We start from the raw sequence: 25,273 nt of genomic DNA, 5'->3' as shown, positions 1-25,273 counted from the left end.
GGTCTCCTGTCGTTGCGTGTCCAGCTATATCGCAATTCACCCCAACTCTGGCATTCCGCCACGTGGCCCGCTCCCTGGAAAGCGCCGACGGCCCGGCCCCCCGAGGGGCCGGGCCGTCCGGACGGGGTACGCCCCCGCGGTCAGTCCCCGATGCCCGCGAGGTCGCGCATCCGCCTGGCCTGCGCCACCCGTTCGGCCGAACGCTGCTCCTCGTAGGAGCGGCCGCCGGCCCCCTGGAGCAGGGCCTTGGTCTCGATCACGGCGTTGCGCGGGGCCGCCAGCAGTGCGGCGGTGAGGTCGCGGACGGCGCCGTCGAGTTCGGCGCCGGGCACCGCGAGGTTGGCCAGGCCGGTGGCCACCGCCTCCTCGGCGCCGACCCATCGGCCGGTCGCGCAGATCTCCAGCGCCCTCGCGTAGCCGACGAGTTCGGTCAGCGGCTTGGTTCCGGTCAGGTCGGGGACGAGCCCGAGCGAGGTCTCCTTCATGGAGAACTGGACGTCCTCGGCGACCACCCGCAGGTCGCAGGCCAGCGCGAGCTGGAACCCGGCCCCCACGGCGTGGCCCTGGACGGCGGCGATGCTGATCAGGTCGGGACGGCGCCACCAGGTGAAGGCCTCCTGGTAGCCGGCGATGGTGTCGTCGAGGTCCTTGTCCTCGGCGGCGGCCAGCTGGAGGAAGTTCCGCTCGCCGGGCAGACCCTCGGCGGTGAACATCGCGCGGTCCAGACCGGCCGAGAAGGAGACCCCCTCGCCCTGGAGCACGACCACCCGGACGCTGCCGGGCAGCTCGCGGCCGGCGGCGGCCAGGGCGCGCCACATGGCGGGCGACTGGGCGTTGCGCCGCTTCGGCTGACAGAGCGTCACCCGGGCGACGTCACCGTCGATTTCCAGGCGGACGCCGTCCTGCTCCCAGGCCTGGGCCTGCGGGTCGGTGGCGGGAGCGGTCATGGGGCACCTCCGGCGGTGAAGGGGTCGCGTGGGGACGCGCCGCCGAGGGGGTGGCGGCGGACCACGGCCGACGGCGGGCAGCGACGCCCGGCCCTTCGGCTACCGGAGAGTAACAAACTCGGAGCGGCGGCGGCAGGGGCACCCCGTGGCGAGCCCGACCCGCCCGCGACCAGGCCCGGACAGACCGCGGCCGGACAGACCGTGGCCGGACATGACGATCGGCGGCCGGTTCGCCCGGCCCGGGGGCGGACGACCTCCTGTCGTCTCCCCGGCCGACGCCCTGCCGCCGATTCATCCTGAGCGCTCGACTGCGCATCCGCTGCGCAGTGCCCGACGCGGCGACCACGACCCCTTCGGGCCCCTGCGGTCGTACCGCCCGCCGGCTTGACGGAATGTCAGGAACCAGCTCCTGCAGTAGCCTTGTTCTTGCCCCGCGTGGCACCGCCGCGGCCCCGGAGAAGCACTCCGGACTCGCTCAGCATGCGGTGCACGAAGCCGTACGAGCGACCGGTCTCCTCCGCCAGCGCGCGAATGCTCGCCCCGGAGTCGTATTTCTTCTTCAGATCGGCCGCGAGCTTCTCACGCGCGGCACCGGTTACCCGGCTGCCCTTTTTCAGAGTCTCGGCCACCCGTGCCTCCTCGTAGCGTTGCTCGGTCAGATTCCCATGATCACCCATCGACAGCATCCTGGCCACCCATTCGACAAGGTCGATGTCGGGAAGGGAAGTCTGCCGGTAGTGATCCCAGCGCACAAGGGCGCTCACGCTGGGTGCACGCCCCCCTGCCCGGAGAGGCATCTTTCGGACGAAAGGGCTGATCAGCACGGCCGGCCCGGCACCTGAGGGGCGCCGGGCCGAGGAGGTCCCACACAAACGGAATCCCGGACCACTTCATTCCCGGACACGCCGGGAGGACCAGATCGCCTCGTACCGACGGTGGACCACGCGTCTACCGCGAGCGGGCAGCCGTCATCATGCACATGACGACATTCGGGGCTGTGCGGCCGCCCTCAAGGGCGGCCGCGGGGCAGCTGTCAGGCCAGCGAGACGAGGTCCGCGTAGGCCGGGCTCCAGAGGTCCTCGACGCCGTCCGGCAGGAGGATGATCCGCTCCGGCTGGAGGGCGTCGACCGCGCCCTCGTCGTGGGTGACCAGCACGACGGCGCCGCTGAACTCCCGCAGCGCGCCGAGGATCTCCTCGCGGCTGGCCGGGTCGAGGTTGTTGGTGGGCTCGTCGAGCAGCAGCACGTTGGCGCTGGAGACCACCAGCGAGGCCAGCGCGAGCCGGGTCTTCTCCCCGCCGGAGAGCACCCCGGCCGGCTTGTCGACGTCGTCGCCGGAGAACAGGAAGGAACCGAGGATCTTGCGGATCTGCACCAGGTCGGTGTCCGGCGAGGAGGAGCGCATGTTCTCCAGCACCGTCCGCTCCGGATCCAGCGTCTCGTGCTCCTGCGCGTAGTAACCGATCTTCAGGCCGTGGCCGGCGATCACCTCGCCGGTGTCCGGCTGCTCCACGCCCGCGAGCATCCGCAGCAGGGTGGTCTTGCCGGCGCCGTTCAGGCCGAGGATGACGACCCGCGAACCCCGGTCGATCGCCAGGCCCACGTCGGTGAAGATCTCCAGCGAGCCGTACGACTTCGACAGGCTCTCGGCCGTCAGCGGGGTCTTGCCGCAGGGGGCCGGGTCCGGGAAGCGCAGCTTGGCGACCTTGTCCGAGACCCGGACCTGCTCCAGGCCCGCCAGCAGCTTCTCGGCACGGCGCGCCATGTTCTGCGCGGCGACCGTCTTGGTGGCCTTGGCGCGCATCTTGTCGGCCTGCGAGTTGAGCGTCGCGGCCTTCTTCTCGGCGTTGGCGCGCTCGCGCTTGCGACGCTTCTCGTCGTCCTCGCGCTGCTGCTTGTACTGCTTCCAGCCCATGTTGTAGATGTCGATCGCGGAGCGGTTCGCGTCCAGGTAGAAGACCTTGTTCACGACCGTCTCGACCAGCTCGACATCGTGGGAGATCACGATGAAGCCGCCCTTGTACGTCCGCAGGAAGTCCCGCAGCCAGGCGATCGAGTCGGCGTCGAGGTGGTTGGTGGGCTCGTCGAGCAGCAGGATGTCGGCGTCCGAGAAGAGGATCCGGGCCAGCTCGACGCGGCGGCGCTGGCCACCGGAGAGGGTGTGCAGCTCCTGGCCGAGGATGCGGTCCGGCAGGCCGAGGGCGGCGGCGATGGTCGCGGCCTCCGCCTCGGCAGCGTAGCCGCCCTTGGTGAGGAACTCCGTCTCCAGGTTGGAGTACTTCTTCATCGCCTTCTCGCGGGTGGCGCCCTTGCCGTTCGCCATCCGCTCCTCGTTCTCGCGCATCTTGCGCAGCACGCTGTCGAGGCCGCGGGCGGAGAGGATGCGGTCGCGGGCCAGCACGTCGAGGTCGCCGGTGCGCGGGTCCTGCGGGAGGTAGCCGACCTGGCCGGAGTTGGTGACCGTGCCGCCGGCCGGGATGCCCTCACCGGCCAGCACCTTGGTGAGCGTCGTCTTGCCGGCGCCGTTGCGGCCGACCAGGCCGATCCGGTCGCCGGGGGCGATCCGGAAGCTGGCGGACTCGATCAGGACGCGGGCGCCGGCGCGCAGTTCGAGGGCGTTCGCGGAAATCATGGCTGGGGTACTCCTGGGACGTGGGCGGGCGCGGGCACCCGGGGCACCCCAGAGGCTGGGGGCACCGGACCGGCACGGCGGGGTGGGTGGGCGGCGTCACGGAACACGGCCGGCCGAAGAACACACCGCTGAGGTGCGCCGATCGGCTCGCCGTCCGCCCGCTAGTGCCCGGAGAAGTCAGCCATGGCGCCCAGTCTACCGGGCCACGCGGGAACCTCGGCAGGGATGTGCCCCCGCAGCGGTCGTTTCGGCCACCGCGGCCCGCCTCCCCGCCCGGCCGCTCAGAGGCCGGGGTTGGCCGTCGGCTCCGCGCAGGCGCCCTGCGGCCGGACCGCCGCGAACGGCTCCGCCGCACTCCCGCAGGCCGACTCCGGCGCGGCCGCCCTGGTGTCGAAGACCCGGCTGCCCACGATCGGGCCGTCGTCGATCTGCACCCGCTGCCCGTCCAGGGCCCGCATCACCACGCCCGGGCCGGTGGCCAGCTGCCAGCCGGTGCTGTCCAGGCGGAACCCGGTGACCCCGCCGGACGGCGAGTGCCCGTTGCCGCTGCCCGCCGTGCAGCTGCGCGGGACGAGCACCGCGTAGTCCGTCCGGACCGTCCGCAGCGGGTCGTAGACGCAGTTGCCGGCCGGGCTGGAGTTGTAACGCAGATCACCGTCGGCATCGCGGAAGCCCATGGTCAGCCCCGGCGTCACGACGGCCACCCAGGGCGAGGCCTCGGGCACGGTGTAGAGGGCCTTGGAGGCACGGTCCACCGCGAACTGCTTGCGCTGCGCCTCGGTCCGCTTGTCGGCGCCCGGCTCCCCGTCGCCGCGCAGCCAGTCCGCGAGCCCCGGCACCGCGCGGTGCCAGCGCACCTCGTGGTCGGACGGCCGGACGGAGGTGACCAGGCCGTCGTCCCAGAGCACCACGGCGCTCTCCCCGGCCATCGCCAGGTACAGCGCGGTCGCGCCCTCCCGGCGGTAGGACCAGGCGTGCTCGCCGGTCGCCGGGTCGTACGCCTCCAGGCCGGGGCCCACCTTGAGCTCCAGGCCGGCCGTGTCCAGGGACTGCGCGGTCACCGGGCTGGCGTCCGCGCCGCCGGGCTCGGCCACCCGGTCGCCGAACGGAACCGGCTTGTTCGCGTGCGCGGCAGCGCCCGCTCCGAGCACCAGCAGGACTGCCAGGGCAGGGAGGACCGATCGGGGGGTGAGGACACGCAGCGGCTTCCAGGACACGGGCGGAGCGTACCTGCCGTTGCCCCCGCGAGTCAGCCGGACATCCCCGGTGGTCCGCCTCCCGGACGCGTTTTCGGCCGCCTGGCGAGGGCTCGCCGCGACCGCCCGCCGACCTGCGCTGTCGGGGGTGTCGCCGCACGGGCGCGGCGCCGCCGGGGCCGTTGCCGTACGACCCGGGCGCGACTGCGGACTGTTACAGAGGTGGTACACAGATGCCGGCCGGCGGCCCCGGCGGCTCCGGACCCTGCGGGGCCGGCCGGCCCCGCAGCCGTCCGCCGGGCGCACAACGCTCGAACAGCGTCCACTTCAGGGTGAATTTCGGCATTTCTGACGTCTTGTCGGCTTACCGTCGGATTGTGGCCCTACTGTCGGAATCGCGGGCCCGAGCCGATCCCGGTCGTGACGCCCAGAGGAGACACCATGCGATTCGGCCGCCTGACCCTGGGCTCCGCCGCGCTGCTGCTGTTGCTGGCCACCGCGAGCGTCCCGGCCGGGGCACCGCCCGGCCAGCGCGAGCGGCAGGCCGCGCTCTCCGCCGACGAGAGCGCGCCGCGCGGCGCCGCGCCCCGGCCCGTCGTCCAGCGGCCCAGGCACGAACCGGCGTTCGGCGCGTTCGTCGGCTCCTGGGACCGGTACATCCCGCAGATCGGCCGCTACGCGCAGTGGCTCGGCAACGCCAATCTCCAGGTCGGCCACACCTACCTGGCCGGGAACACCTGGGCCGACGTCGAGGGCGAGCCGGTCGTGCTCGGGCTCTGGTCGCAGTGGCGGCTCGCCGACCCGGCCCGCACGCTCGTGCTCGGCGTGCCGATGCTGGTGCCCAACGAGGCCGCCGTCCCCGACGACCAGGTGGCGAAACTGCTCGCCCAGGGCGCCCGCGGCGACTTCGACCAGCACTTCCTCAAACTCGCCCGGAAACTGGTCGCGCTGGGCGGCAACGACACCGTCCTCACCCCCGGCTGGGAGATGAACGGCACCACCTACACCCACCGCTGCAAACCCGACCCGACCGCCTGGAAGGCCTACTGGCGCCGGATCGTCGAGGTGATGCGATCGGTGCCCGGGCAGCGGTTCCGCTTCGACTTCACCCCCAACCGGGGCCTGGACGCCATCGCCTGGACACGCTGCTACCCCGGCGACGACGTGGTCGACATCATCGGGATGGACAGCTACGACCAGCCGGCCGGCGCCACCTTCGACAGCTACGTCTCCGAGCCGTACGGACTGCAGGACCAGGTCGAGTTCGCGGCCCGGCGCGGCAAGCCGGTGTCGTACCCCGAGTGGGGCCTGTTCAGGAACGGCGACAACCCGGAGTACGTCCGGCGGATGGTGGAGTGGATGCGCACCCACGACACGCTCTACCAGACCGTGACGGACTACTGCCCGCACGGCTTCTGGGGGTGCGACCGGAACCCGAGGTCCAGCGCGGTCTTCAAGCAGTTGATGGCCGGCTCGAAAGGCGCCCCGGCCGGGGCCGGGCCCGCCCCGGCGGCGCCGGCCTCGTCCTCGCCGCCTTCACCGCCCTCACCGCCGGTGGCGAAGGCCTCGCCGTCAGCTCCGGCGGCGGGCCGCTAGGGCCTCCTTCAGGCGCGGCAGCCGCGTCCGCAGCAGGTGCACGGCGCTCTGCCGGGCCCTGGCGCCGAGCAGCAGCGCGGCCACACCCGGGGCCACCCGGCCGGGGCCCAGCAGCAGGCGCTGGTTGGCCGTCGCGTCCGGGCGCCAGCGCTGCTTGTACGGCTCCTGGCCGCGCAGCAGGCTGAGCACCGGGATTCCGGCGCCGACCACCTCGTCCAGCGCGGCGCCGAACAGCAGGCCCGCGATGTCCAGCCGCTCACGCAGCGCCGGGTGCGCACCGTAGAGGTAGAGGCCGCCGAACACCGGGGCCAGCAGCACCAGGTTCACCGCGACCAGCTCCCCGTCCAGCCAGTACTGGTGGACGGCGGCGCGGCCGCCCGCGACCAGGCCGGTGGTGGAGTCGGTGAGGTGCCGGGCGAACCGCTCGGTGCGGTGCTCCGGTGTCACCCCGCGGTCCTGCCACTGCAGGAAGTGCAGCCGCAGCAGCCCGGCGATCGCCTCCGGCACCTCCTCGGGCGCGGTCGTGCGCACCTCCACGCCCGACTCGGCGATCCGGCGCAGCTTCACCCGGCTGCGCTGGGCCGTCCTGCCCGGCAGCCGCTTGAGCAACTGCTCCATCGGGACGGCGGGCAGGTACTGGCAGAGCGAGTCCTCCAGGCGGCTCCGGCGCCCCCGCCACTGCTCGAACACCAGTTGGACGGCCGCCTCCGGGTGCACCTCGCGCAGGTCCAGCGTGTGCCAGGGCCGCGACAGCGGGAGCACGGCGGCGAACTCCGCGGCGGCGCGCTCCGCGCAGGAGTCGTCGAGCAGCACGTCGGTGAAGTCGATCAACCCGCCGCCGAGGCCGCTCAGCGAGCCGCTGAGGCCGCCGAGCGGGTTGCAGCCGCGCTGGAACGCCCCCGCGCCGACCAGCCGGCCGTCCCGGCGGACCAGCACCACCACCAGGGCGCCCGGCCGCCCGTAGCTGCGCCACCAGGACGCCTGCCAGGCGGCGGACTGGAACGAGGTGGCCATCCGGCAGCGGGCGGCCAGGTCGTCCCACTCCGCGGCGAGTTCGGCGATCGCCTCGTCGTCCCGGCGGATCTCGGCCGTCCAGCGCGGGGCCGACGCCTGTGCGGGCAGGCCCGCCGCCGCGACGTCGGCGGTCATCGGGTACTCCCGGCGCGGACGGTCCCCCTGGCATCGGCCTGCTCCGGCGCGACGGGCGCGGCCGGGGCGGCGGGCGCGGGCACCACGGGGGCCGGGGCGGCCACCGGCTGGTCGCCGCGGCGGCGGGTCATCATCACCAGGGCGCCGATCAGGACGCCCGCCGCGCCGCCGACCGCCACGTCGAGCTGCCCGGACGGCGTGGTCGGCTGCTCCGGCTCGGCGGCGGCGGCCAGCGGGACGAGCCTGACGCCGGTCTCCGCGCTGCTCGTGTTCGCGAACGCCACCAGCGACTTCGCCACCGCGTCGGCCGACCGCACGGCGTCCGCCGGCTTCGGCCCGGTGCCGGTGATCTCGATCACCGGCGCGTCCGGCGAGGTGGTGCCGTGCACCAGCGCCTCCAGCGCGGAGATGGTGCGGCCGGTCACCGTCGCGGCCCCGGCGAGGACCTGCGGCTGCCCGGCCAGCCGGCCGTACGCCTGGGCGAAGTTGACGGCGGTCGCTCCCTCCCCCGGGTTCTGCGGCACCACCACCACGTAGGAGTTGGCGGCGTACACCGGGTGCGCGACGGCGGCGTAGCCGGCCCCGGCCACGGCGCCCAGCGGCACCGCGAGGGCCACCGGCCACCAGCGGCGGGCCAGTTGGCGAGCGCTCTGGCGCAGTTCGGACATTCGGATCTCCTCGGTAGGACTTCGGGGCGGTACAGCCGGGTACGGGCGCTCAGCGCCGCGCGGGCACCAGGCGGTCGTAGAGGGCACCCAGGCAGGCGGCCGCCCGGGCGATGTCGTAGCGGGCGACGGCGGGCGGCTGGGCGGCCGGACCGCCGCCGCGCCACCCGTACAGGTCGGACAGGGCCGCCGCGTAGGACCGGGCGTCCGAGGGAACCCGGCGGGCGCCGGGCGCGGCGTCGGCCGGCAGTTCCTCCAGGGCCGGGCAGGCGCTGTACCGGACGGGCAGGCCCGCGGCCAGCCCCTCCAGCACCCCCAGGCCGAAGGTCTCCTCGGTCGACGGGGCGGCCAGCACGTCCAGCGCGGTGAGCAGTTCGGGTACGTCGTCGCGCTCCCCGGTGAGCACCAGCCGGGCGCGGACGCCCAGCCGCTCGGCCCGGCGCTCCAGGGCGGCCCGCTCGGGGCCGTCGCCGATCACCACGAGCCAGGGCCGCGTGCCCGCCGGACCGTCCAGCTCGCGCAGCGCGTCCAGCAGGACGTCGAAACGCTTGCCCGGCACCAGCCGGCCCACGGCGCCGATCACCCAGCCGTCCTGCGGCAGGCCGAGTTCGGCCCGCACCCGGTCGCGGATCCCGGCCCGCCGGGCGGGCGGCCAGCTGTAGCGGGCCGCGTCGATGCCGTTCGGGATCAGCTCCACCCGGCCCGGCGGCACCCCCCAGTCGTGCAGGGTGCGTTCCACCTGCCGGGAGACGGCGACGGTGCTGCGGCCGAGGCGTTCGGCGGCCAGGTACAGGCCCTTGACGCCGGCCGTCACCGGGCGGCCCTCGATCACGCCGGGGTGCAGCGAGTGCTCGGTGGCGACCACCGCGCGGACCCCGGCCAGCCGGGCCGCCAGCCGGCCGTACAGCCCGGCCCGGTACAGGTGGGTGTGCACCAGGTCGAAGCCGCCGGCCCGGATCAGCCGGACCAGCCGGGGCAGTGCGCCGAGGTCGCGGTTGCCGCGCATCGCGAGGTCGTGGACGGTGACGCCCTCCGCCCGCAGGGCGGCGGCGACCGTGCCCGGGTTGGTCAGCGCGACCACCTCGCAGTGCTGGTGCGCGGGCAGGTTCCGTACCGTCAGGAGGAGTTGGCGTTCCGCCCCGCCGGAGGCCAGGCCGGTGACGATGTGCAGCACCCTCATCGGGACGACCACCGGCGGGCGGCCGGCATGCTGCGGCGCAGTTCGGTGACGGTGTCGCGCAGGCGGTGCCGGCCGCGCTTGGCGCGCAGCCGCCAGCTGCCGTCCCGGTCGCCGACGTAGCAGCGCGGCAGGGCGTAGCGGCCGGTCAGCGGGGAGTGCGCGATCGCGCAGGCGTGGTCGTAGCCGGCGTCGCGGACGGCGAGGGCGGCGGGCAGGTCGACGGCGCCGTACGGGTAGCAGAAGCCGGTGACCGGGCCGCCGACGACGTCCTCCAGGGCCCGGCGGCTCTCCCGGGTCTGGGTGGCGAGCAGGTCGGCGGGCAGGCCGGGCAGGGCCTGGTGGCCGAGGCCGTGCGAGCCGATCTCCCAGCCGGCGGCGGCCAGTTCGGAGACCTCGCGGACGGTCAGCAGCTTCTTGCGGGGGCCCTCGGTGTCCCAGTCGTTGTCCCGGCCGAGCAGGTCGGCGACCACGTAGGCGGTGGCGGTGAAGCCGTAGTGCTGCAGGATCGGGACGGCGTGCCGCGCGAAGTCGGCGTAGCCGTCGTCGAAGGTGAGGCCGACCAGCCGCTCGGCCCGGCCCGCGGCCTCGGCCCGCATCAGCTCCCGGGTGGAGACGCCGCGCCGGCCGCGCCGGTGCAGCCAGTCCATCTGTTCGGCGAAGCGTTCGGGGCTGACCGTGAGCAGGTACGGATCCTCCTCCTCGACGGCGACCGAGTGGTACATCAGGATCCACGGCGCCGTCGGCGGGCCGTCCCACGGCTCGGCCGCCACGGGCCGCCGCGGGTAGGGCAGCGGCCGGCGGGCCGGGCTCGGGCTCCGGCCGTCCGGTACGGCCTGCGGTGCGGCGGCGGAGCGACGGCGCGCACCTGACAGGACCGAGCGGACAGGGCCCCGTTCAGCGTCCATGGGGCAGCTTCCCTTCATCGGCGACGGTTGGCGGGCACAGTGCCCGGACGACGGAGAGAACGGGACCCCGCACCTCGGCGGCGCCGAGGCCCGCGCCGAGCGCGGCGAAGACCAGCGCCACGGTGACGCCCCCGAGCAGCGTCGAGAGCAGGGGGTCGGCCGGCAGCCCGGCCGTGAAGGCGCCGGCGCCCGCCGCGCCGACGGCGGCGGCGAGCAGCCGGGCCTGGCCGCCGAGCACCTTCGGCACCCGGACCGCGATGCCGCGCAGCAGCAGCCCGCGCAGCAGCAGGGCGGCGGTCGTGGTGATGCCGGCCGCGTTGCCCGCGGCGAGGCCGAGGGCGCCGTAGCCGGGGGTGGCGAGCAGTCCGACGGCGATCGTGACGCCCAGACCGAGCACCATCGCGGCGGCGGGGTACCAGTCGAGCAGGCTGCGGCCGCCGCCGTCCGCCCCCGGGTCGTCCGCCCGGCGGACCACCGGGCGGACCGAGAAGTACGGGCGGACCATCACGCCGATCAGCGCCTGGGCCGGCAGGCCGACGCTGTAGACCCGGATCACGGCGGCGGTGGCGGCGGTGTCCTGCGCTCCGAAGGCGCCGCGTTCGAAGAGCAGCGCGACCACCGAGGGCGCGCAGGCCATCAGGAACGCGGTGCCGACCAGGACGACGGCGGCGGCCTGGCCGAGGTCCTTCTCCACCCGGTTCCTGGCCGTGACGAGGTCGCCCGCCGCGAGCGCCCTGGCCACCAGCGGGAAGGTCACCGTACAGATCAGGATGGCCGCCGTCATGGCCAGTTGGGACACCTTGGCGGCGTAGTTGAGGTGCGAGATGGTGCCGGGCGGCAGGCCGGAGCCGAGGTAGCGCTCGATGAAGACCTGCGCCTGGCGGGTGAGGGTGAAGACCGCGACGGGGAGTATCGCGAGCGGGATCAGCACCAGCCGGCGGCCGGCCGCCGGGCTGCCCGCAGCCGGGCGCCGGGCGGGCCGGCCGGCGCGCAGCCGGCGGGCGAACGGGCCGGCCAGCAGGGCGGCCATCAGCAGGCTGCCGACCGCGACGCCGACGGCGGCCGAGCGGACGCCCCAGACCGCGTTCGCGCTCAGCAGCACGGCCAGGATGCCGAGGTTGTAGACGACGTAGATGCCCGCCGGGGCGGTGAAGTCGTGGTGCGCGCGCAGCGCGGAGCCGAGGTAGCCGGCCACACCGAAGGGCAGGATGGTGAGCGCGGTGATCCGGGTGCAGGTGACGGCGAGGCCCGGGTCGGGCAGCCCGGGGGCCAGCAGCTCGACCAGCTGGGGGGCGCCGAGCGCGGCGCCGAGCGACAGCGCGCACAGCGCGGCCAGCAGCCAGGGCATCGTGGCGCGCACCAACTGCCGTACCGGGTCGGGTCCGTCCGGGTCCTCCTCGCGCAGGACGAGGGCCAGGCTGAAGGCGGGCACCATCAGGAAGGCCATCGCGTCCTCGATCAGCAGCGGCGCCGCCGTCTCGGGCACCGTCCAGGCGACCAGGAAGGCGTCGGTGCCCTGGTTGGCGCCGAAGTAGCGGGCGAGCAGCAGGTCGCGGAACAGCCCGAGGGCCGAACCGGCCGCGCTGAGCAGCGCGGTGACCCCGAACGCCTTGGCCATGAAGCCGCGCCGGGGCCGGCCGGGCGGTGGCTCCGTGCCGGGTGCGGGGTCGGCCCCCGGCGGGGCGTCCGGGGCGGTGCGGGCGGCCGGGAGCGGTGGCGGGGCGGTGCGGGCGGGCTGTTCGGTACTCATCTCCGGGCCGCCCCGGCCGGTTCGGCCGGCGGACCGGCGGGCAGGTCCGTGCGGGCGGGCAGCGCGGTGCGGGCGGCGAGGCCCAGGACGACGGAGGTCAGCACCGTGGTGGTGCCGCCGATGTCCGCGTACAGGAAGTCGACCATCACCCAGACGAGCAGCGCGAGGGCGGCCGCCCCGGCGCCGCTTGCCCGTCGCAGGCAGCCCAGCAGCAGGCCGAGGAAGAGCGCCGCGTAGGCGACCATCCCGATCAGGCCCTGCTCGCTGAGCACCAGGAGGTACATGTTGTGCGGGGAGAGCAGCGGTTCGCGCTGGAACTTGAGGCCCGCGTCCTCCGCGTCGCTGCCCGAGGAGAGCCTCAACGGGGCGTGACTGTCGCGTAGTTGCTGGAAGGCCTTGGGGCCGGCGCCGGTCGCCGGGTGGTCCTGCCAGATCTGCCGCGCGGTGGACCACAGGTCGTAGCGGTCGCTCACCGAGTGGTCGGGAGCCGCCGAGACGGAGCCGATGCTGGTCAGCCGGGCCGTCACGCCGGAGGCCCCCAGGCCGAGGCCGCCGATCAGGACCACGGCGGCGGCGGCCGTCACCAGCGCGCTGCGGACGGCCAGCCGGGCGTCCGCGCGCAGCAGCAGGACGGCGGCCGCGATGCCGGTGGCGATCCAGCTGCCCCGGCTGAAGGAGACCGCCAGCGGGAACACCAGGAAGGCGGCCGCCGCGTACATCGCCCGGCGCAGCCGCCGGCTGCCGCCGGGGCGGCGCTCGGCCAGGGCCAGCGCCAGCGCGCTGAGCAGGCCGTAGCTCACCACGCTGGACATCGCCATGATGTCCAGCGCGCCGAAGGTGCCGACCGCCCTGATCGGCTGACCGGTGTAGGAGGCGCCGGTGCGGGTCAGGTACTGGTCGGCGCCGACCACGCCCTGGAGCAGCGCGGCCGCGACGAAGGAGCCGAGGATCAGCCGCCGGTCGGTCTCGTCCCGCAGTGAGCAGAGCACGGCGGCGGGGACGAGGACGAAGACCTGGCTCAGCCGGACGAAGCCGGTCAGGCTGGCCGCCGGGTCGATCGAGCCGACGGTGGCGACGGCGGCGGCGAACACGACGGCGGCGAAGATCGAACAGACCGTCCGGCTCAGGACGGGGGTGCGGCCGCGCAGCAGGTCGAGCGCGGTGAGGGCGACCAGGGCGAGCGAGGCGAGGTCGGCGGGGGTGATGTGGACGGCGGCGGCGACGTCCTTCTCGCCGGTCGGTACGCACACCAGCAGCACGGTGGCGGCGGCGAGCAGGCTGGGCCGGGCTGCCAGCAGCGCCCCGGCCCGCTGTAAGGCCGGGGCCGGACGGGCGGCGGCGGGAAGGGTGAGGGCCACGGCGTCAGCTTCCGTCCGGGTGGAGCATCAGGGCGGCGGTGCGGAGCAGGAGCTTGACGTCCTGCCAGAGGCTCCAGCTCTCGATGTAGCGGTTGTCGAAGCGGGCGCGGTCCTCGATGGAGGTGTCCCCGCGCAGGCCGTTGGCCTGGGCGAGGCCGGTCAGGCCGACCGGGACGCGGTGCCGGTCGGCGTACTCGGGGTAGGCCTGGCCGAAGCGCATCACGAAGTACGGGCGCTCGGGGCGGGGCCCGACCAGGCTCATGTCGCCGCGCAGGATGTTCCACAGCTGCGGCAGTTCGTCGAGCGAGCTGCGGCGCATCAGCCGGCCGACGGCGCCCATCCGGTGGTCCTGCGAGATGTTCCAGCGGGTCGCCGACTCGTGCTCGTTGTTGGGCCGCAGGGTGCGGAACTTGAGCAGGGTGAAGGCCTTGCCGTCGAGCCCGGTGCGCTGCTGGCGGAACAGCACGCCCGGGCCGGTGTCGAAGCGGACGGCGAGCGCGCAGGCGGCGAGCACCGGGGCGAGGGCGAGCAGGCCGAGGGCGGCGGCGGTGATGTCCAGGGCGCGCTTGGCGGGCCAGCCGGGGCGGCGCATCGCGGGGCGGCCGATCCGCAGGCAGGGGTAGCCCCAGAGGTGGTCGCCGCCGCGCCGGCCGGGGCCGGCCTCGACGGAGCCGTACTCGCGCAGCGCGGGGACCAGCCAGACCTGGCAGCCGAGGCGGGCGGCGTCGCGCAGCGCGGCCGCGGTCTCGCCCTCGTCGGCCGCGCCCTCGGTGGCGACGACGTGGTGCACGCGGTGGCGGCGGACTTCCCGCTCCAGCACCTCGCGGCCGCCGAGGACGGGCAGCCCGGTGCTGCCGGCCAGCAGCACCGGGTCGGGGTCGAGGAAGCCGACCGGCCGCAGGCCGTACTCGCGGCGCTCGGTGAGGGCGGCGGCGACGCGCTGGCCCAGCTGGCCGGCGCCGAGCAGCAGCACGGGGCTGGGGCGCCGGCGGCGGGCCCGGCGGACCAGGCGGTAGGCGAGGGCGCGGCCCAGGGTGTCGAGCAGCAGGAAGACGGCGAGCAGGGTGAGCAGCCGCAGCGGGGTGGCGGTGCCGCGGCCCGGCCAGTGGCCGTCGAGGCAGCCCGCCAGGGTGACGGCGAAGGCGGTGGCGACGACGGACCGGGCGGTCAGGGCCGGGAGTTCGTCGAGGACGGAGAGGGTGAGCCGGGTGCGGTAGAGGCCGCCGGCGAGGTTGAGCGCGAGCAGCAGCGGCAGCAGGGTGGCGATGCCGAGCAGCGGGTGGGCGCGGCCGGCGGTGCCCAGGGTGGTGGTGCTGAGCAGCGTCGCGCCGCCCAGCGCGAGGACGTCGACGGTGACCAGACCGGCCGGCAGGGCGAGTCGGGAGCGGAACGGGCGGCGGTGGCGGCCGATCGCCGGTGCGCAGCGGGCCTGCGCGGCGGCGGGCCGGTCCAGGACTCCGGTGGCGGGCCGGCGGCCGCCGGGCAGCGGCCGGCCCGCCCTCGGCACGCTCTCGTGGTCAATGCTCATCAGCGCACGAACTCCCCTGTTGTGTGCCCGTGTCGTCGGGAGTGCGGCGCCGAATGGCCTGGCGCCGCGCTCCCGGCACGCTGGGCGCGGTCCGGGTAGTACCTGCTGCCGCGAACGACTTCCGGCATTTCTCGCAGAATGTCGTGGCGAAAGGAAACGAAGCAGGCAAATTCAGACAGTACCGAACGCTGGCTTGTTTCCCGGAAGTTGACGTGCCACTTCATTCCACCCGCCCATTAATAGGAATTTCCGACTTGACGCCTCGTCCTATTCGGTTGAGGTGCGAATACGGCAGCACCCTGGCAGCGAGCATTCACGGCTGGTAAAACGATCAGATCCGCCCCGGGACACGGCCGTCCCCGCGCCCGGCTGCCGCCGGCGCCCGGCCCGTCCGCACAACAGTCCGGTACAGCTCGTCGACCTGCTCGACCACGGCGCGCACGTCGTGGCAGCGCTCCAGATGATCACGCGCGACCGATCCGCGCCGTTCGCATTCGATCGGATCTGCCAGGGCCCGCGCCATCCCGACGGCGAGCGCCGCCGGGTCCCCGGCCGGCACCACCCCGCGCACCCGCTCCTGCGGCGGCAGGCACTCCCGGGCACCCGGCACGTCGGTCAGCAGCACGGGCCGCCCGGACGCCATCGCCTCCAGCGGCGCGAGCGCCATCCCCTCCCAGCGCGACGGCAGCACCACCAGGTCGGCCGCCGCCAGCCAGGGCCGCGGGTCCGGCACGTCCCCCGCCAGCCGCACCCCGGACGGCGCGGCCAACTCCCGTACGGTCGAAGCGATCACGGCCTCGTCCGGGCCGCCGCCGACCAGCGCGAGGCGGGCCGCGGGCACCCGCCGCAGCACCTCGGGCCAGGCCGCCAGCAAGACGTCCTGGCCCTTCTGCCGGCAGAGCCGGCCGACGCAGACCGCGAGCGGCGCCTCCAGGTCCAGCCCGAGCGACATCCGGGCCGCGCGCCGCTCGGCGGGCGCGTAGTGGGCGGTGTCCACCCCGTTCGGGACGACCGCCCAGGCGGCACGGACGCCGGCCGCCTCGCCGTCCTGCCGCTCCTGATCGCTGACACAGAGCACCCGGGCCGCCCAGCGGGCCGCGTACCGCTCCCAGCGCAGGGTCGCCGCGGCCACCGGGCCCTCGACCGCGGCGAACGACCAGGCGTGCGGCTGGAACACGGTCGGCACGGCGCCGCGCACGGCCAGCCGGCCGGCCAGCCCGGCCTTGGCACTGTGCAGGTGGAGCACGTCCGGTGCGGCGCCCCGGACGATCCGGCGCAGCCGCCACACCTCGGCGGCGGTCGCCGGGCCGGGCGACCGCCGGGCCGGCCAGTCCTGGACGAGGGCGCCGGCGGCGGCCGCGCCGTCCGCCAGCCTGCCTCCCCGTGGGCAGGCCACCAGCACCCGGTGGCCCGCCTCCTGCTGGCCGCGGACCAGGTCGACGAGCACCCGGGCCACGCCGCCGTCGACGGGCTGGGCGATGTGAAGGATCGTCATGGGCACGGCGGCGAGCCTAGGCTCCGGCCACCCCGCCGGCAGGCCGCCGCCACTCCCCCGTGGCAGCGTCCACCCGTACGGCACGATCGGCCGCACGGGTGTCCGACCCGATCGAACGGGCTTACCCGCCGCGGCGGTTGGCCTGAAGTACCGTCAGCCGATCGCCTTGGCCAGGCCGGCCAGCACCTCGTCGTGGATCCGGTTGAGGCCCTTCGGCGCGAACGTCCGCTCGAAGAAGCCGCCGATGCCGCCGGCCCCCTTCCAGGTGGTCTCGACGGTCACCCGGGTGCTGCCCTCGCCGACGGCCGAGACCGTCCAGGTGATCACCATGCTGGAGTTCGCGTCGGTCTCCACGAGCTTCTCCGGGCTCGGCGCCGAGACGGTGAACAGGCAGTCCCGGACCCGCTTCTCGGTGGCCTGCAGCCGCCAGTGCACCTGGGTGCCCGCGCCGGTGCCGCCCGCCCGCACCTCGTACTCGCTGTACTGCGCGGGCAGCAGCTTCGGGCGGGTCACCTCGTAGTCGGCGAGCGCCTCGTACACCCGCTCGGGGGACGCCTCGTAGACCCGCTCGGTGGTGGCGTACACCTGTCCCATGGCCTTGCACTCCTCGACTTGGCTCCGGTTGTCCCCACAAGCCAACCACCGGCGCGTCCGGCCGCCAAACCCGACCCGCGAGCTGCGGCGGCGCCCGCCCGCAGGCCTGGCCGGCCGCCGGAGGACATTCCGCTCACCCGCGCTGATCAGCGGAGGGTCTAGGCTGGCCGGTGTGCTCGATCAGGTGACCGCAGTCCGCTATGTCGACCCGCTGCGCGCGGGCGGATCCGTACCCGGCGTCGTGGAGACCGACGACCTGGGCACCTACGTGGTGAAGTTCACCGGTGCCGCGCAGGGGCGCAAGGCGCTGGTGGCCGAGGTGATCGTCGGCGAGCTGGCCCGGCGGCTCGGGCTGCGGGTGCCCCCGCTGGTGCTGGTCGACTTCGACCCGGCGGTGGCCGCGCACGAACCGGACCCGGAGATCCAGGACATCCTGCGTGCCAGCGGCGGCCTCAACCTGGGGATGGACTACCTCCCCGGCGCCCTCGACTTCAAGCCCGGCATGATCGACGTCGACCCGGCAGAGGCCGGGCGGATCGTCTGGCTGGACGCCCTGACCGCCAACGTCGACCGCACCGTCCACAATCCGAACCTGATGACCTGGCACGGCCGGCTCTGGCTGATCGACAACGGCGCCGCGCTCGTCTTCCACCACCGCTGGTCGGGCGCCGGCGCCGCGGTCGGCCGCCGCTACGACCTCAGCAACCACGCTCTCGGCGGCTACCGGCCCGATGTGCGGCTCGCCGACGCCGAGCTCGCGCCCCTGGTCGGCGAGGAGCTGCTGCGCGAGGTGGTCGGCCTGGTGCCGGACGAGTGGCTGGCCGACGAGCCGGGCTTCGCCTCGCCCGCCGAACTGCGCGAGGCGTACGTCCGGCACCTGGCCGCCCGCGCCGCCGACTCGGCCGGCTGGCTGCCGGACGGCTTCGCCACCCCCGAGGAGCGGCGCGAGGCCGAGGCCCGGCGAGCGGCGGCCTCGCTGGCCGGGCGGCCCGCCTGGCTCCAGCAGGTCCCGGACCTGCACGGGAAGCCCGCCGTGGAGTTCGACGGGCGCGCGCATTTCGACTGACCCGGCCCGCCGGCCGGCTCCGGGCTCAGAGCACGGCCGGCCGGATCCAGCCGAACCACTCGACCGCCGTGCCGCAGAGCAGTCCCGCGGCGAACAGCGCGAACAGCGCGGCCCGGTTCGCCCGGCGGACGTCCGGCACCGCGAGCGCCACCGCCACCAGCGCGAGACCGGCCGCCGGGCCGGCCGCCGGCAGCAGGAGCAGGCCGAGGACGTCCAGGACGCCGGAGCCGTCGCCGGCCATGAAGGCCGCACTGACCAGCACCGCGATGACCGTCGGCACCAGCATCGCCACCGCGCCCAGCAGACAGGCGAAGCCGGTTACCAGCCAGAGCCCGCGGGCCCGGTCACCCGCCCGCGGGACGGGTGCTGGTCCGGAGGGCTGCTGCCCCGTCCGGGTCGGTGCCGTCATGTGCCGCCTCCGCCGCTCGTACGCTCGGCCCCCATGGTGGCCCGCCGCCGGGGCACCCGGCATGAGTACGGCTACTCATCCGCGCCGGTATGACGCACCGTGGGGACACCGCCCGAGGCGATGTCCCCACGTCACGGGTACGGCGGGTCAGCCGGTCAGCCGCGCCACCACTGCACGGCCTTCTGGGCGTTGACGATGCCGGCGCCGTAGAAGCCGTTGTCGTTCTCGCCGCCCTCGCAGGTCGCCGTCCACGCACCGGCGCCGCCCGGGTTGTACGGGGCGGACGGGCAGGCGTGCGACTCGGCCTGGTCGAGCAGCAGCTCGGTCAGCTCCTCCGGGTCCGCCCACGGGTGGGTGCTCGCCAGCAGCGCGACCACGCCGGTGGTGTGCGGGGAGGCCATCGAGGTGCCCTGCTTGTAGCCGTACCCGCCACCGGTGACGGTGGAGAGCACCCGGCCGTTCCTGTCCGGTGTCGCCGGGATCTGGTAGCGGGAGTCACCGCCGGGGGCGGCCACCGTGGCCACGCCCTTGCCGTAGCTGGAGTAGTACGACTTGTCGCCGTTGACGCCCACCGAGGTGGTGACGACGACGCCGGGCAGCTCGGTCGGCAGCGAGGGGCAGTCCGCGTCGACCGGGCGGGTGCCCGGCGTGGTGTCGTCGGGGCTGGAGGTGTCGACGCTCTTGTGGGCGAGGTCGATGTTCTCGTTGCCCGCCGCCGCGACGTTCAGCACACCGTTGCGCTGCGAGAACGCCACCGCGCGGCGGACGGCGGTGATCACGGCCGCCTGGTCGGCGTCGTTCTTGCAGTTGAACAGCCACGGGTCGATGTAGTAGCTGTTGTTGGTCACCTTGAAGTGGTGCTCACCGGCCCAGACGAAGCCGCAGACCGCGTACTCGGGGTAGATGAAGCCGCCGTCGTCGACGACCTTGACGGCGGCGAGCCGGACGTTCGGGGCGATGCCCACGATGCCCTTGCCGTTCTTGGCGGCGGCGATGGTGCCCGCGACGTGCGTGCCGTGGTCGCTGGCGGTGGGCTGCCAGGCGTTCCAGTCGGTGTTCGGCCGCCCGCCGTCGATGCAGGAGACCGACTGCGAGGCGTCCACGTTGGCCGCGAGGTCCTCGTGGGTGGCCTCGATGCCGGAGTCCAGCACGCCGACGGTGACGTCGCGGCTGCCGAGCGACAGCTCGTGGGCCTTGTCCACGCCGATCTGCCGCATGTCCCACTGGTTGGCCTCCAGCGGCTCGCTGCCGTCCGCCGGGGCGGCGGCGGGCGCGGCGGCGGCGACGGTGGTCTCGACGTCGCTCTGGACGATGCCCGCGGTGCGGCTGGCCCCGACCGAGTCGACACCCTTGGCCGTCCGCAGACCGGCCGCGAACTGCGGGTCGTCGGACCGGGCGATGACGACGCCGATCTGTTCGTACGAGTACACCACGGTGCCGCCGAGGGCCGTGATCGCGCGCTCGACCTTCTGCACCTGGCCGTGGTTGGCCTTGGTGTTGACCACGTAGCTGAGCAGTGGTCCGGTCGTACCCGCGGCGGCCGGGGCGGCCGCGACGGCGGTACCGGCCGGCAGCGCGAGTGCGCCTGCGGTGGCGAGGGTGAGTGCCACCACGGCCGTCCGGGTCCGGCGTATCCGAGGAACTCTCATAGGGGTTGACCCTCCCGAGTTTCAGATGGACCTACGGGTTGGCAGGTCCATGGGAATGATCGGGACGCTAGTGAACAGGTGTCGCATTCCGCAAGAGGTCGACACACGGTCAGCACAATTCGGCCACGCAGGAAGGGCGCACGGTCCGTGTCGGTCGGACCGTGCGCCCAGCTATTGGTGGGTCCTGCGGAGGTACGGTCAGGCGTTGAACAGCTCCCCGTAGGTGGCCATCGCGGTCGCGATGTCCGCCTGCGCCCAGAACCGGTGGTAGGTGAAGGTCGGAGCGGCCCCGCCGTTCAGGTACGTCTGCACCTTGGCGAAGGACGGGTCGGCCTTGTACCAGGACCGGATCGAGAGGAAGGTCGACGAGGAGTTGACCGCGTCACCGTTCGGCATCGTGCCCGTCCAGCCGGACGGCACCGAGAGTGAGTCGTTGAAGCGGCTGTAGTCCGTCCGGGTCTCGGGAATCGCGATGCCCAGGGCGTCCTGACTGTTGGTCCACATACCGTCCAGCAGCTTCTGCGCGGCCGTCTTCGCCGCCGTGTTGCCGGACTTCGCCGCGTAGTAGGAGAGCAGCTTGGCGTACGAACCCGCCACGCCGACGTCCTTGGTGTAGTCGACCACGTTCACGTGCAGGCCGGTGTTGGCGCCCGGCGTGGTCGCGTTCCAGGTGTCGGGCTTGCCGGTCCAGGCGAGCGTGGACGGGATCTGGTAGCTGCCGTCCGCACTGAAGGTGGTCTTGGACAGCGCCCAGGTCACCCACTTGTCCAGCACGGCCTTGGCCTTGGCGTCACCGCTCGCGTAGTAGTACTCCGCGACCCGCTCCATGCCCCAGGCCTGGAAGCCGAACCACTGGTTGCTCGGCGGGTCGTGGTAGACCGGCGCCTCGTCGTAGTACATCCCGTAGAAAGTCGGCGTACCGGTCGGCGGGGTGGCGTAGCTGCCCTCCCAGCTGTTGGTCGCACCACCGGAGATGGCGCCCTCGCTGGACTGCAGCCACTGGATGAACTCCATCTGCCGGCCCAGGCTGGTCGTCCAGTCCGTCTTGCCGGTGGCCGACTTGGGCGCCAGCGCCGCGTCGTTCACCAGGGCGTAGGCCGCCATCGGGTTCTGGTAGCCGCCGTGCGCGGCACTGTCGCCGATCCGCCAGGACCAGCCGGCACTGGTGTCGCTCGCACCGCCCCAGGCGTAGTACCAGGAGAGCAGGTAGTGCGAGGAGTCCTTGCCGGAGCCCGCCGCGCAGGTGCTCGGCCCGGTGCAGTTGCCGATCTTCTTGAAGTACTTGTCGTACATGGCGTAGCGCAGGTAGTCACCCATCTTGCCGGCCTTGGCGACGGTGGTCGCCACGGTGGCACCGTTGCCCTGCGCCTTGGCCCAGGTGTCCGCCCAGTAGGCGGCCTGGATGGCACGGGCATCGGCGTCCGGCGCGTCGGTGTACTTCCACTGCTTGGCGTACGAGGTGTCCTTCACGAACAGGTCCAGGTAGCCGTTCTTGCCACCGTAGGCGAACTTGTCGCAGGTCGGCTGCGGGATGGTCTCCCACACCGACTCCTGCGCACCGCGCTGGTAGGTGTTGATGTACGACGGGCCGGTGTCGGTCGGCCCCGCCTCGCACTTGCCGGGCGAGTTGCCGTAGCCGTACACATTGTCGACGTCCTGCAGCCAGTGCATGCCGTAGATGTCACTGGTGCCGTAGGTACTGGTCAGTTCGGCCGCGATCGGGTCCTGACCAGCCGTCACCGAGGTGTCCAGCTGAGCGGGGTAGTCGCTCGGCAGCGGGCGCTCGGGGGCGTAGGTGGCGGGCTTCGACGCGTTGTAGAAGCTGTTGGTGGGCTGATCGGCGTGGGTGGGGATCATGTACGTTTCCATGAGCGTCCACGCCGAGTTGAACTTCGTCCAGTCCTTGGTGACCCGGCCGTACTGGGCCTCCAGCCAGAGCAGGTAGCTGTACGCCTCCGAGGTCGTCTCGTGGCCCTGGTCCGGCGCCTCGACGAGCAGCGTCTCCACCGAGTGGTAGGGGATGCCCTCGGGTGAGAAGTAGCCGTTCGCCGGGTCCTTGATCTTGTTGTACAGCTGCAGGAACCGGTCGTTGTAGACCCCGCTGGCGGCGGCCAGTTCGGTCACCGTGACGGCCGAGGAGGTGTACCCGGGCGCGGTCGAGGTGAAGGTCGCCGCACCGGTGCCGGCCGCGTCGGCGGTCAGCGTGACGGTCTGCGCGGTCGCCCAGTTGGCCGGGGTGAAGGTCAGGCTCGCGCCACCGGTGACGGACAGGCCGGTGTTGCCGGAGGTGCGGGCGGTGGTGACGGTGACGTTCGCCGTCGGCTGCGCCGAGAGCTTCAGCGCGAAGGTCCCGGTCTTGCCCTGCGCCACCGAGACCGCCGTGGGAACGGCCGAGATGGCCGGACCGGCCGCCACCGTGATGCCCGCCGGGGCGGACTCCCCGGTCGCACCCGTGCTGTCGTACGACTTCGCGTAGACCGAGTGGCTGCCGGCGGCCGCCCCCGTCCAGGTGAAGCTGTACGGAGCCGTGGTGTCGGTGCCCAGCAGGGTGGTGTTGTCGTAGAACTCCACCTTGCTGATGGTCGCACCGTCGGACGCCGAGGCGGTCGCGGCGATCGGCACGCTCGCGCCGGCGGCGTAACTCGACCCGGGGGCCGGGCTGGTGAGCGTGGTGACGGGCGCCGCGTGGGCGCCGGTGCAGCTCACGCCGTTGACGGCGAACGCGGTCGGGGCCGCGTTGGTGCCGCTGTAGGCGAAGTTGGCTCCGGCGCTGACCGAACCGCCGGGGTTGATGGTCCCGTTCCAGGACAGGTTGGTCACGGTGACGTTCTTGCCGGACTGTGCCCAGGTGCCGCTCCAGCCGCTGCCGGAGAGGGTCTGGTTGCCGGAGTACGCGTAGCTGAGCGTCCAGCCGTTGATCGCGGCGGTGCCCTTGTTGTTGACGGCGACGTTGGCGGTGAAGCCACTGCCCCAGTCGTTGGTGGTGTAGTCGACGGTGCACTGGAGGGCGGCAGCCGAGGCCGGTGTGCCGACGGCGGTGGTCAGGCCCGTGGCGAGCAGGGCGAGCGAGACACCGAGGGAACCGGTGAGACGCCTTCCGGGCGTGCGGGAGTGCAGGGTGGGAGGTGACAAGACGAGCTCCATGAGGTGGGGGGAAGCGGGTCCTTGCCTTGCTTGTCCTTGCCTTGCTGTCCTTGCTGTCCTTGCCTTGCTTTCGCGAGCACCGCAGCCTGCGGAACAGGCACTCTGCTCACGAGACCTTGGGTGGAGCGGTGGGGGACTGCGGGTCGTTCCGAGTGGGATCGGACCCGGCACTGTGGGAGCGCTCCCAAGAATCGGACCGGTTACGGGAGGTGTCAAGGGGGTGCGCGAGAACACCCAAGACTTCCCTGTTGGACGGCTAAACCCGAAGTCATACGGCATGACGCATTGTCATGACAGGCGTCGGTCGCTATCTTCCCTGTCGGGCCTGTGGGAGCGCGCCCATGAAATGACGCGATCTTCCCCCGCTAGGAGCCACCCATGTCCGTCCGTAGAAAAGCCCTGGCGATGGGGTCCGCGCTGGCCGCGGCCGCCGCCGCCACGCTCACCCTGATCGGCCCCGGCAGCGCCGCGGCCGCCACCACCGCCTGCACCGTCGACTACACCACCAACGACTGGGGCAGTGGCTTCACCGCCAACGTCGCCGTCAACAACAAGGGCACCGCCGCGATCAACGGCTGGACGCTCAGCTACGCGTACTCCGGCAACCAGACCCTCTCCGGCAGCGGCTGGAGCGGCACCTGGGCACAGTCCGGCAAGAACGTCACCGTGACCAACCTGTCCTGGAACGGGACCATCAACCCCGGCGGTTCGGTCAGCGCCGGAGCCAACTTCGCCTACAGCGGCACCAACGCGGCCCCGACCGCGTTCGCCGTCAACGGCGTGAGCTGCACCGGCGCCGCCGCGAGTCCTTCGGCCAGCCCCTCGGCCACCGCCTCGCCGACCGCCACGGCCAGCCCGACCGCCAGCGCCAGCCCCTCGGCGACGGCAAGCCCCTCGGCGACCGCGTCGCCGACGGCCACCGCCACGCCCACCGCGACCGCGACACCCACCGCGAGCGGCAACGCCCCCGCCCTGCACGTGGTCGGCAACACCCTGGCCGACGCCGCCGGCAAGACCGTGACCCTGCACGGGGTCAACCGCTCCGGGACCGAGTTCATGTGCGTCCAGGGCTACGGCTTCTTCGACGGCCCGGTCGACGCCGCCTCCATCGCGGCGATCAAGAGCTGGAAGGTCAACGCCGTCCGCGTCCCGCTCAACGAGGACTGCTGGCTCGGCGCGTCCAACGTCAAGCCCGAGTACGGCGGCGCCAACTACCGTGCCGCGATCAAGAGCTGGGTCGACGCCCTGCGCACGAACGGCATCACCCCGATCGTCGAGATGCACTGGAGCCACGGCCTCTACACCGGCAACTCCGCAGGCTGCTCCGACGTGAACGCCACCTGCCAGAAGCCGATGCCCGGCGCCGAGGCCGTCCCGTTCTGGACCTCCGTCGCTGACACCTTCAAGAGCGACAACTCGATCGTCTTCGACCTGTTCAACGAGCCCTACCCGGACCGCGCCGTGTCCACCGTCGCCCAGGCCTGGCTCTGCTGGCGTGACGGCGGCAGCGCCTGCCCCGGCATCTCCTACCCGGTCAGCGGCATGCAGACGCTGGTCAACACCGTCCGCGCGACCGGCGCCAAGAACGTCATCCTGCTCGGCGGGCTCGCCTACTCCAACGACCTCGGCCAGTGGCTCGCCCACAAGCCGGTGGACCCGACCGGCAACCTCGGCGCGGCCTGGCACGTGTACAACTTCAACACCTGCTCCACGGTGGCCTGCTTCGACTCCACCCTGTCCCCCGTGGCCGCCCAGGTGCCGCTGATGGCCGGCGAGATCGGCGAGAACGACTGCGCCCACGGCTTCATCGACCAGGTGATGTCCTGGCTGGACGCCAAGAAGCTGTCCTACCTCGGCTGGACCTGGAACACCTGGGACTGCGGCTCCGGCCCGTCCCTGATCAGCAACTTCGACGGCACGCCGACCAACTTCGGCACCGGCTACCGCGACCACCTGCGCGCGATCGGCTGACCCGCCCGGCGGCCCGGGGGCGGGAGGACGGTCGTCCTC

19 protein-coding genes are annotated in these 25,273 nt (G+C 73.5%); 3 read left to right on the top strand and 16 right to left on the bottom strand.

All coding sequences use genetic code 11. The annotated features are described in order from the left end of the window. Positions 1–140 precede the first annotated feature (140 nt). From ACFUK0_RS15600 to ACFUK0_RS15585, 4 genes are all read right to left on the bottom strand, one after another. Positions 141–947, bottom strand: a complete 807-nt coding sequence (locus ACFUK0_RS15600; RefSeq protein ID WP_380250265.1) for an enoyl-CoA hydratase/isomerase family protein — start codon at positions 945–947, stop codon at positions 141–143. A gap of 395 nt (positions 948–1,342) precedes the next feature. Next, on the bottom strand, positions 1,343–1,576 hold the full coding sequence (locus ACFUK0_RS15595) for a helix-turn-helix domain-containing protein (protein WP_380250339.1): 234 nt from the start codon (positions 1,574–1,576) through the stop codon (positions 1,343–1,345). A gap of 404 nt (positions 1,577–1,980) precedes the next feature. After that, positions 1,981–3,579: an ABC-F family ATP-binding cassette domain-containing protein gene (locus tag ACFUK0_RS15590; RefSeq protein ID WP_380250263.1), complete on the bottom strand. Its 1,599-nt coding sequence runs from the start codon at positions 3,577–3,579 to the stop codon at positions 1,981–1,983. Between the two features lie 281 nt (positions 3,580–3,860). Next, entirely contained in the window at positions 3,861–4,796 is a 936-nt protein-coding gene (locus ACFUK0_RS15585; RefSeq protein WP_380250261.1) for a hypothetical protein, read from the bottom strand. 420 nt (positions 4,797–5,216) lie between these two features. Here ACFUK0_RS15585 and ACFUK0_RS15580 point away from each other — a divergent pair, with 420 nt between their 5' ends. Beyond that, positions 5,217–6,371, top strand: a complete 1,155-nt coding sequence (locus ACFUK0_RS15580; RefSeq protein ID WP_380250259.1) for a glycoside hydrolase family 26 protein — start codon at positions 5,217–5,219, stop codon at positions 6,369–6,371. Here ACFUK0_RS15580 and ACFUK0_RS15575 read toward each other — a convergent pair. From ACFUK0_RS15575 to ACFUK0_RS15535, 9 genes are all read right to left on the bottom strand, one after another. Next, the gene (locus ACFUK0_RS15575) at positions 6,348–7,520 is read right to left on the bottom strand and encodes a GNAT family N-acetyltransferase (protein WP_380250257.1); all 1,173 of its coding nucleotides are present in this window, start codon (positions 7,518–7,520) and stop codon (positions 6,348–6,350) included. The genes ACFUK0_RS15580 and ACFUK0_RS15575 overlap by 24 nt on opposite strands. Continuing rightward, positions 7,517–8,188 carry a Wzz/FepE/Etk N-terminal domain-containing protein gene (locus ACFUK0_RS15570; RefSeq protein ID WP_380250255.1) on the bottom strand — a complete coding sequence of 224 codons (672 nt, stop codon included), beginning with the start codon at positions 8,186–8,188 and terminating at the stop codon, positions 7,517–7,519. Before ACFUK0_RS15570 ends, ACFUK0_RS15575 begins: the two co-directional genes overlap by 4 nt. A gap of 49 nt (positions 8,189–8,237) precedes the next feature. Next, positions 8,238–9,365, bottom strand: coding sequence for a glycosyltransferase (locus tag ACFUK0_RS15565; RefSeq protein WP_380250253.1), 1,128 nt, complete (start codon positions 9,363–9,365; stop codon positions 8,238–8,240). Next, a complete protein-coding gene (locus ACFUK0_RS15560) occupies positions 9,362–10,270 on the bottom strand; it encodes a polysaccharide deacetylase family protein (protein ID WP_380250251.1) in 909 nt (302 codons plus the stop codon). Before ACFUK0_RS15560 ends, ACFUK0_RS15565 begins: the two co-directional genes overlap by 4 nt. Next, positions 10,260–12,020 (bottom strand): lipid II flippase MurJ, encoded by a 1,761-nt coding sequence (locus ACFUK0_RS15555; RefSeq protein WP_380250249.1) that lies wholly within the window; start codon positions 12,018–12,020, stop codon positions 10,260–10,262. The genes ACFUK0_RS15560 and ACFUK0_RS15555 overlap by 11 nt, the downstream gene beginning before the upstream one ends. Then, positions 12,017–13,378, bottom strand: coding sequence for an O-antigen ligase family protein (locus ACFUK0_RS15550; protein WP_380250247.1), 1,362 nt, complete (start codon positions 13,376–13,378; stop codon positions 12,017–12,019). The genes ACFUK0_RS15555 and ACFUK0_RS15550 overlap by 4 nt, the downstream gene beginning before the upstream one ends. Positions 13,379–13,382: 4 nt before the next feature. Next, positions 13,383–14,906: an exopolysaccharide biosynthesis polyprenyl glycosylphosphotransferase gene (locus tag ACFUK0_RS15545; protein ID WP_380250245.1), complete on the bottom strand. Its 1,524-nt coding sequence runs from the start codon at positions 14,904–14,906 to the stop codon at positions 13,383–13,385. A gap of 331 nt (positions 14,907–15,237) precedes the next feature. Beyond that, positions 15,238–16,401, bottom strand: coding sequence for a glycosyltransferase (locus ACFUK0_RS15540; protein ID WP_380250243.1), 1,164 nt, complete (start codon positions 16,399–16,401; stop codon positions 15,238–15,240). A gap of 153 nt (positions 16,402–16,554) precedes the next feature. Continuing rightward, a complete protein-coding gene (locus ACFUK0_RS15535) occupies positions 16,555–16,995 on the bottom strand; it encodes an SRPBCC family protein (protein WP_380250241.1) in 441 nt (146 codons plus the stop codon). A gap of 172 nt (positions 16,996–17,167) precedes the next feature. Between ACFUK0_RS15535 and ACFUK0_RS15530 the strand changes: the two genes are divergently transcribed. After that, the gene (locus ACFUK0_RS15530; protein WP_380250239.1) at positions 17,168–18,061 is read left to right on the top strand and encodes a HipA family kinase; all 894 of its coding nucleotides are present in this window, start codon (positions 17,168–17,170) and stop codon (positions 18,059–18,061) included. 25 nt (positions 18,062–18,086) lie between these two features. Here the strand turns inward: ACFUK0_RS15530 and ACFUK0_RS15525 are convergent, their stop codons facing one another. From ACFUK0_RS15525 to ACFUK0_RS15515, 3 genes are all read right to left on the bottom strand, one after another. Further along, entirely contained in the window at positions 18,087–18,470 is a 384-nt protein-coding gene (locus ACFUK0_RS15525; protein ID WP_380250237.1) for a hypothetical protein, read from the bottom strand. A 155-nt stretch (positions 18,471–18,625) separates the two neighbouring features. After that, positions 18,626–20,119 (bottom strand): S8 family serine peptidase, encoded by a 1,494-nt coding sequence (locus tag ACFUK0_RS15520; protein WP_380250235.1) that lies wholly within the window; start codon positions 20,117–20,119, stop codon positions 18,626–18,628. A gap of 198 nt (positions 20,120–20,317) precedes the next feature. Then, positions 20,318–23,263: a glycoside hydrolase family 48 protein gene (locus ACFUK0_RS15515; protein WP_380250233.1), complete on the bottom strand. Its 2,946-nt coding sequence runs from the start codon at positions 23,261–23,263 to the stop codon at positions 20,318–20,320. 378 nt (positions 23,264–23,641) lie between these two features. Between ACFUK0_RS15515 and ACFUK0_RS15510 the strand changes: the two genes are divergently transcribed. Continuing rightward, positions 23,642–25,234, top strand: a complete 1,593-nt coding sequence (locus ACFUK0_RS15510) for a cellulase family glycosylhydrolase (protein WP_380250231.1) — start codon at positions 23,642–23,644, stop codon at positions 25,232–25,234. Positions 25,235–25,273 lie beyond the last annotated feature (39 nt).

It is taken from the genome of Kitasatospora sp. NPDC057223 (assembly GCF_042669755.1).
Classification (GTDB): domain Bacteria; phylum Actinomycetota; class Actinomycetes; order Streptomycetales; family Streptomycetaceae; genus Kitasatospora.
Note: the sequence above shows the minus strand (reverse complement) of the source record. Positions and strands in the feature narration are given on the sequence as shown.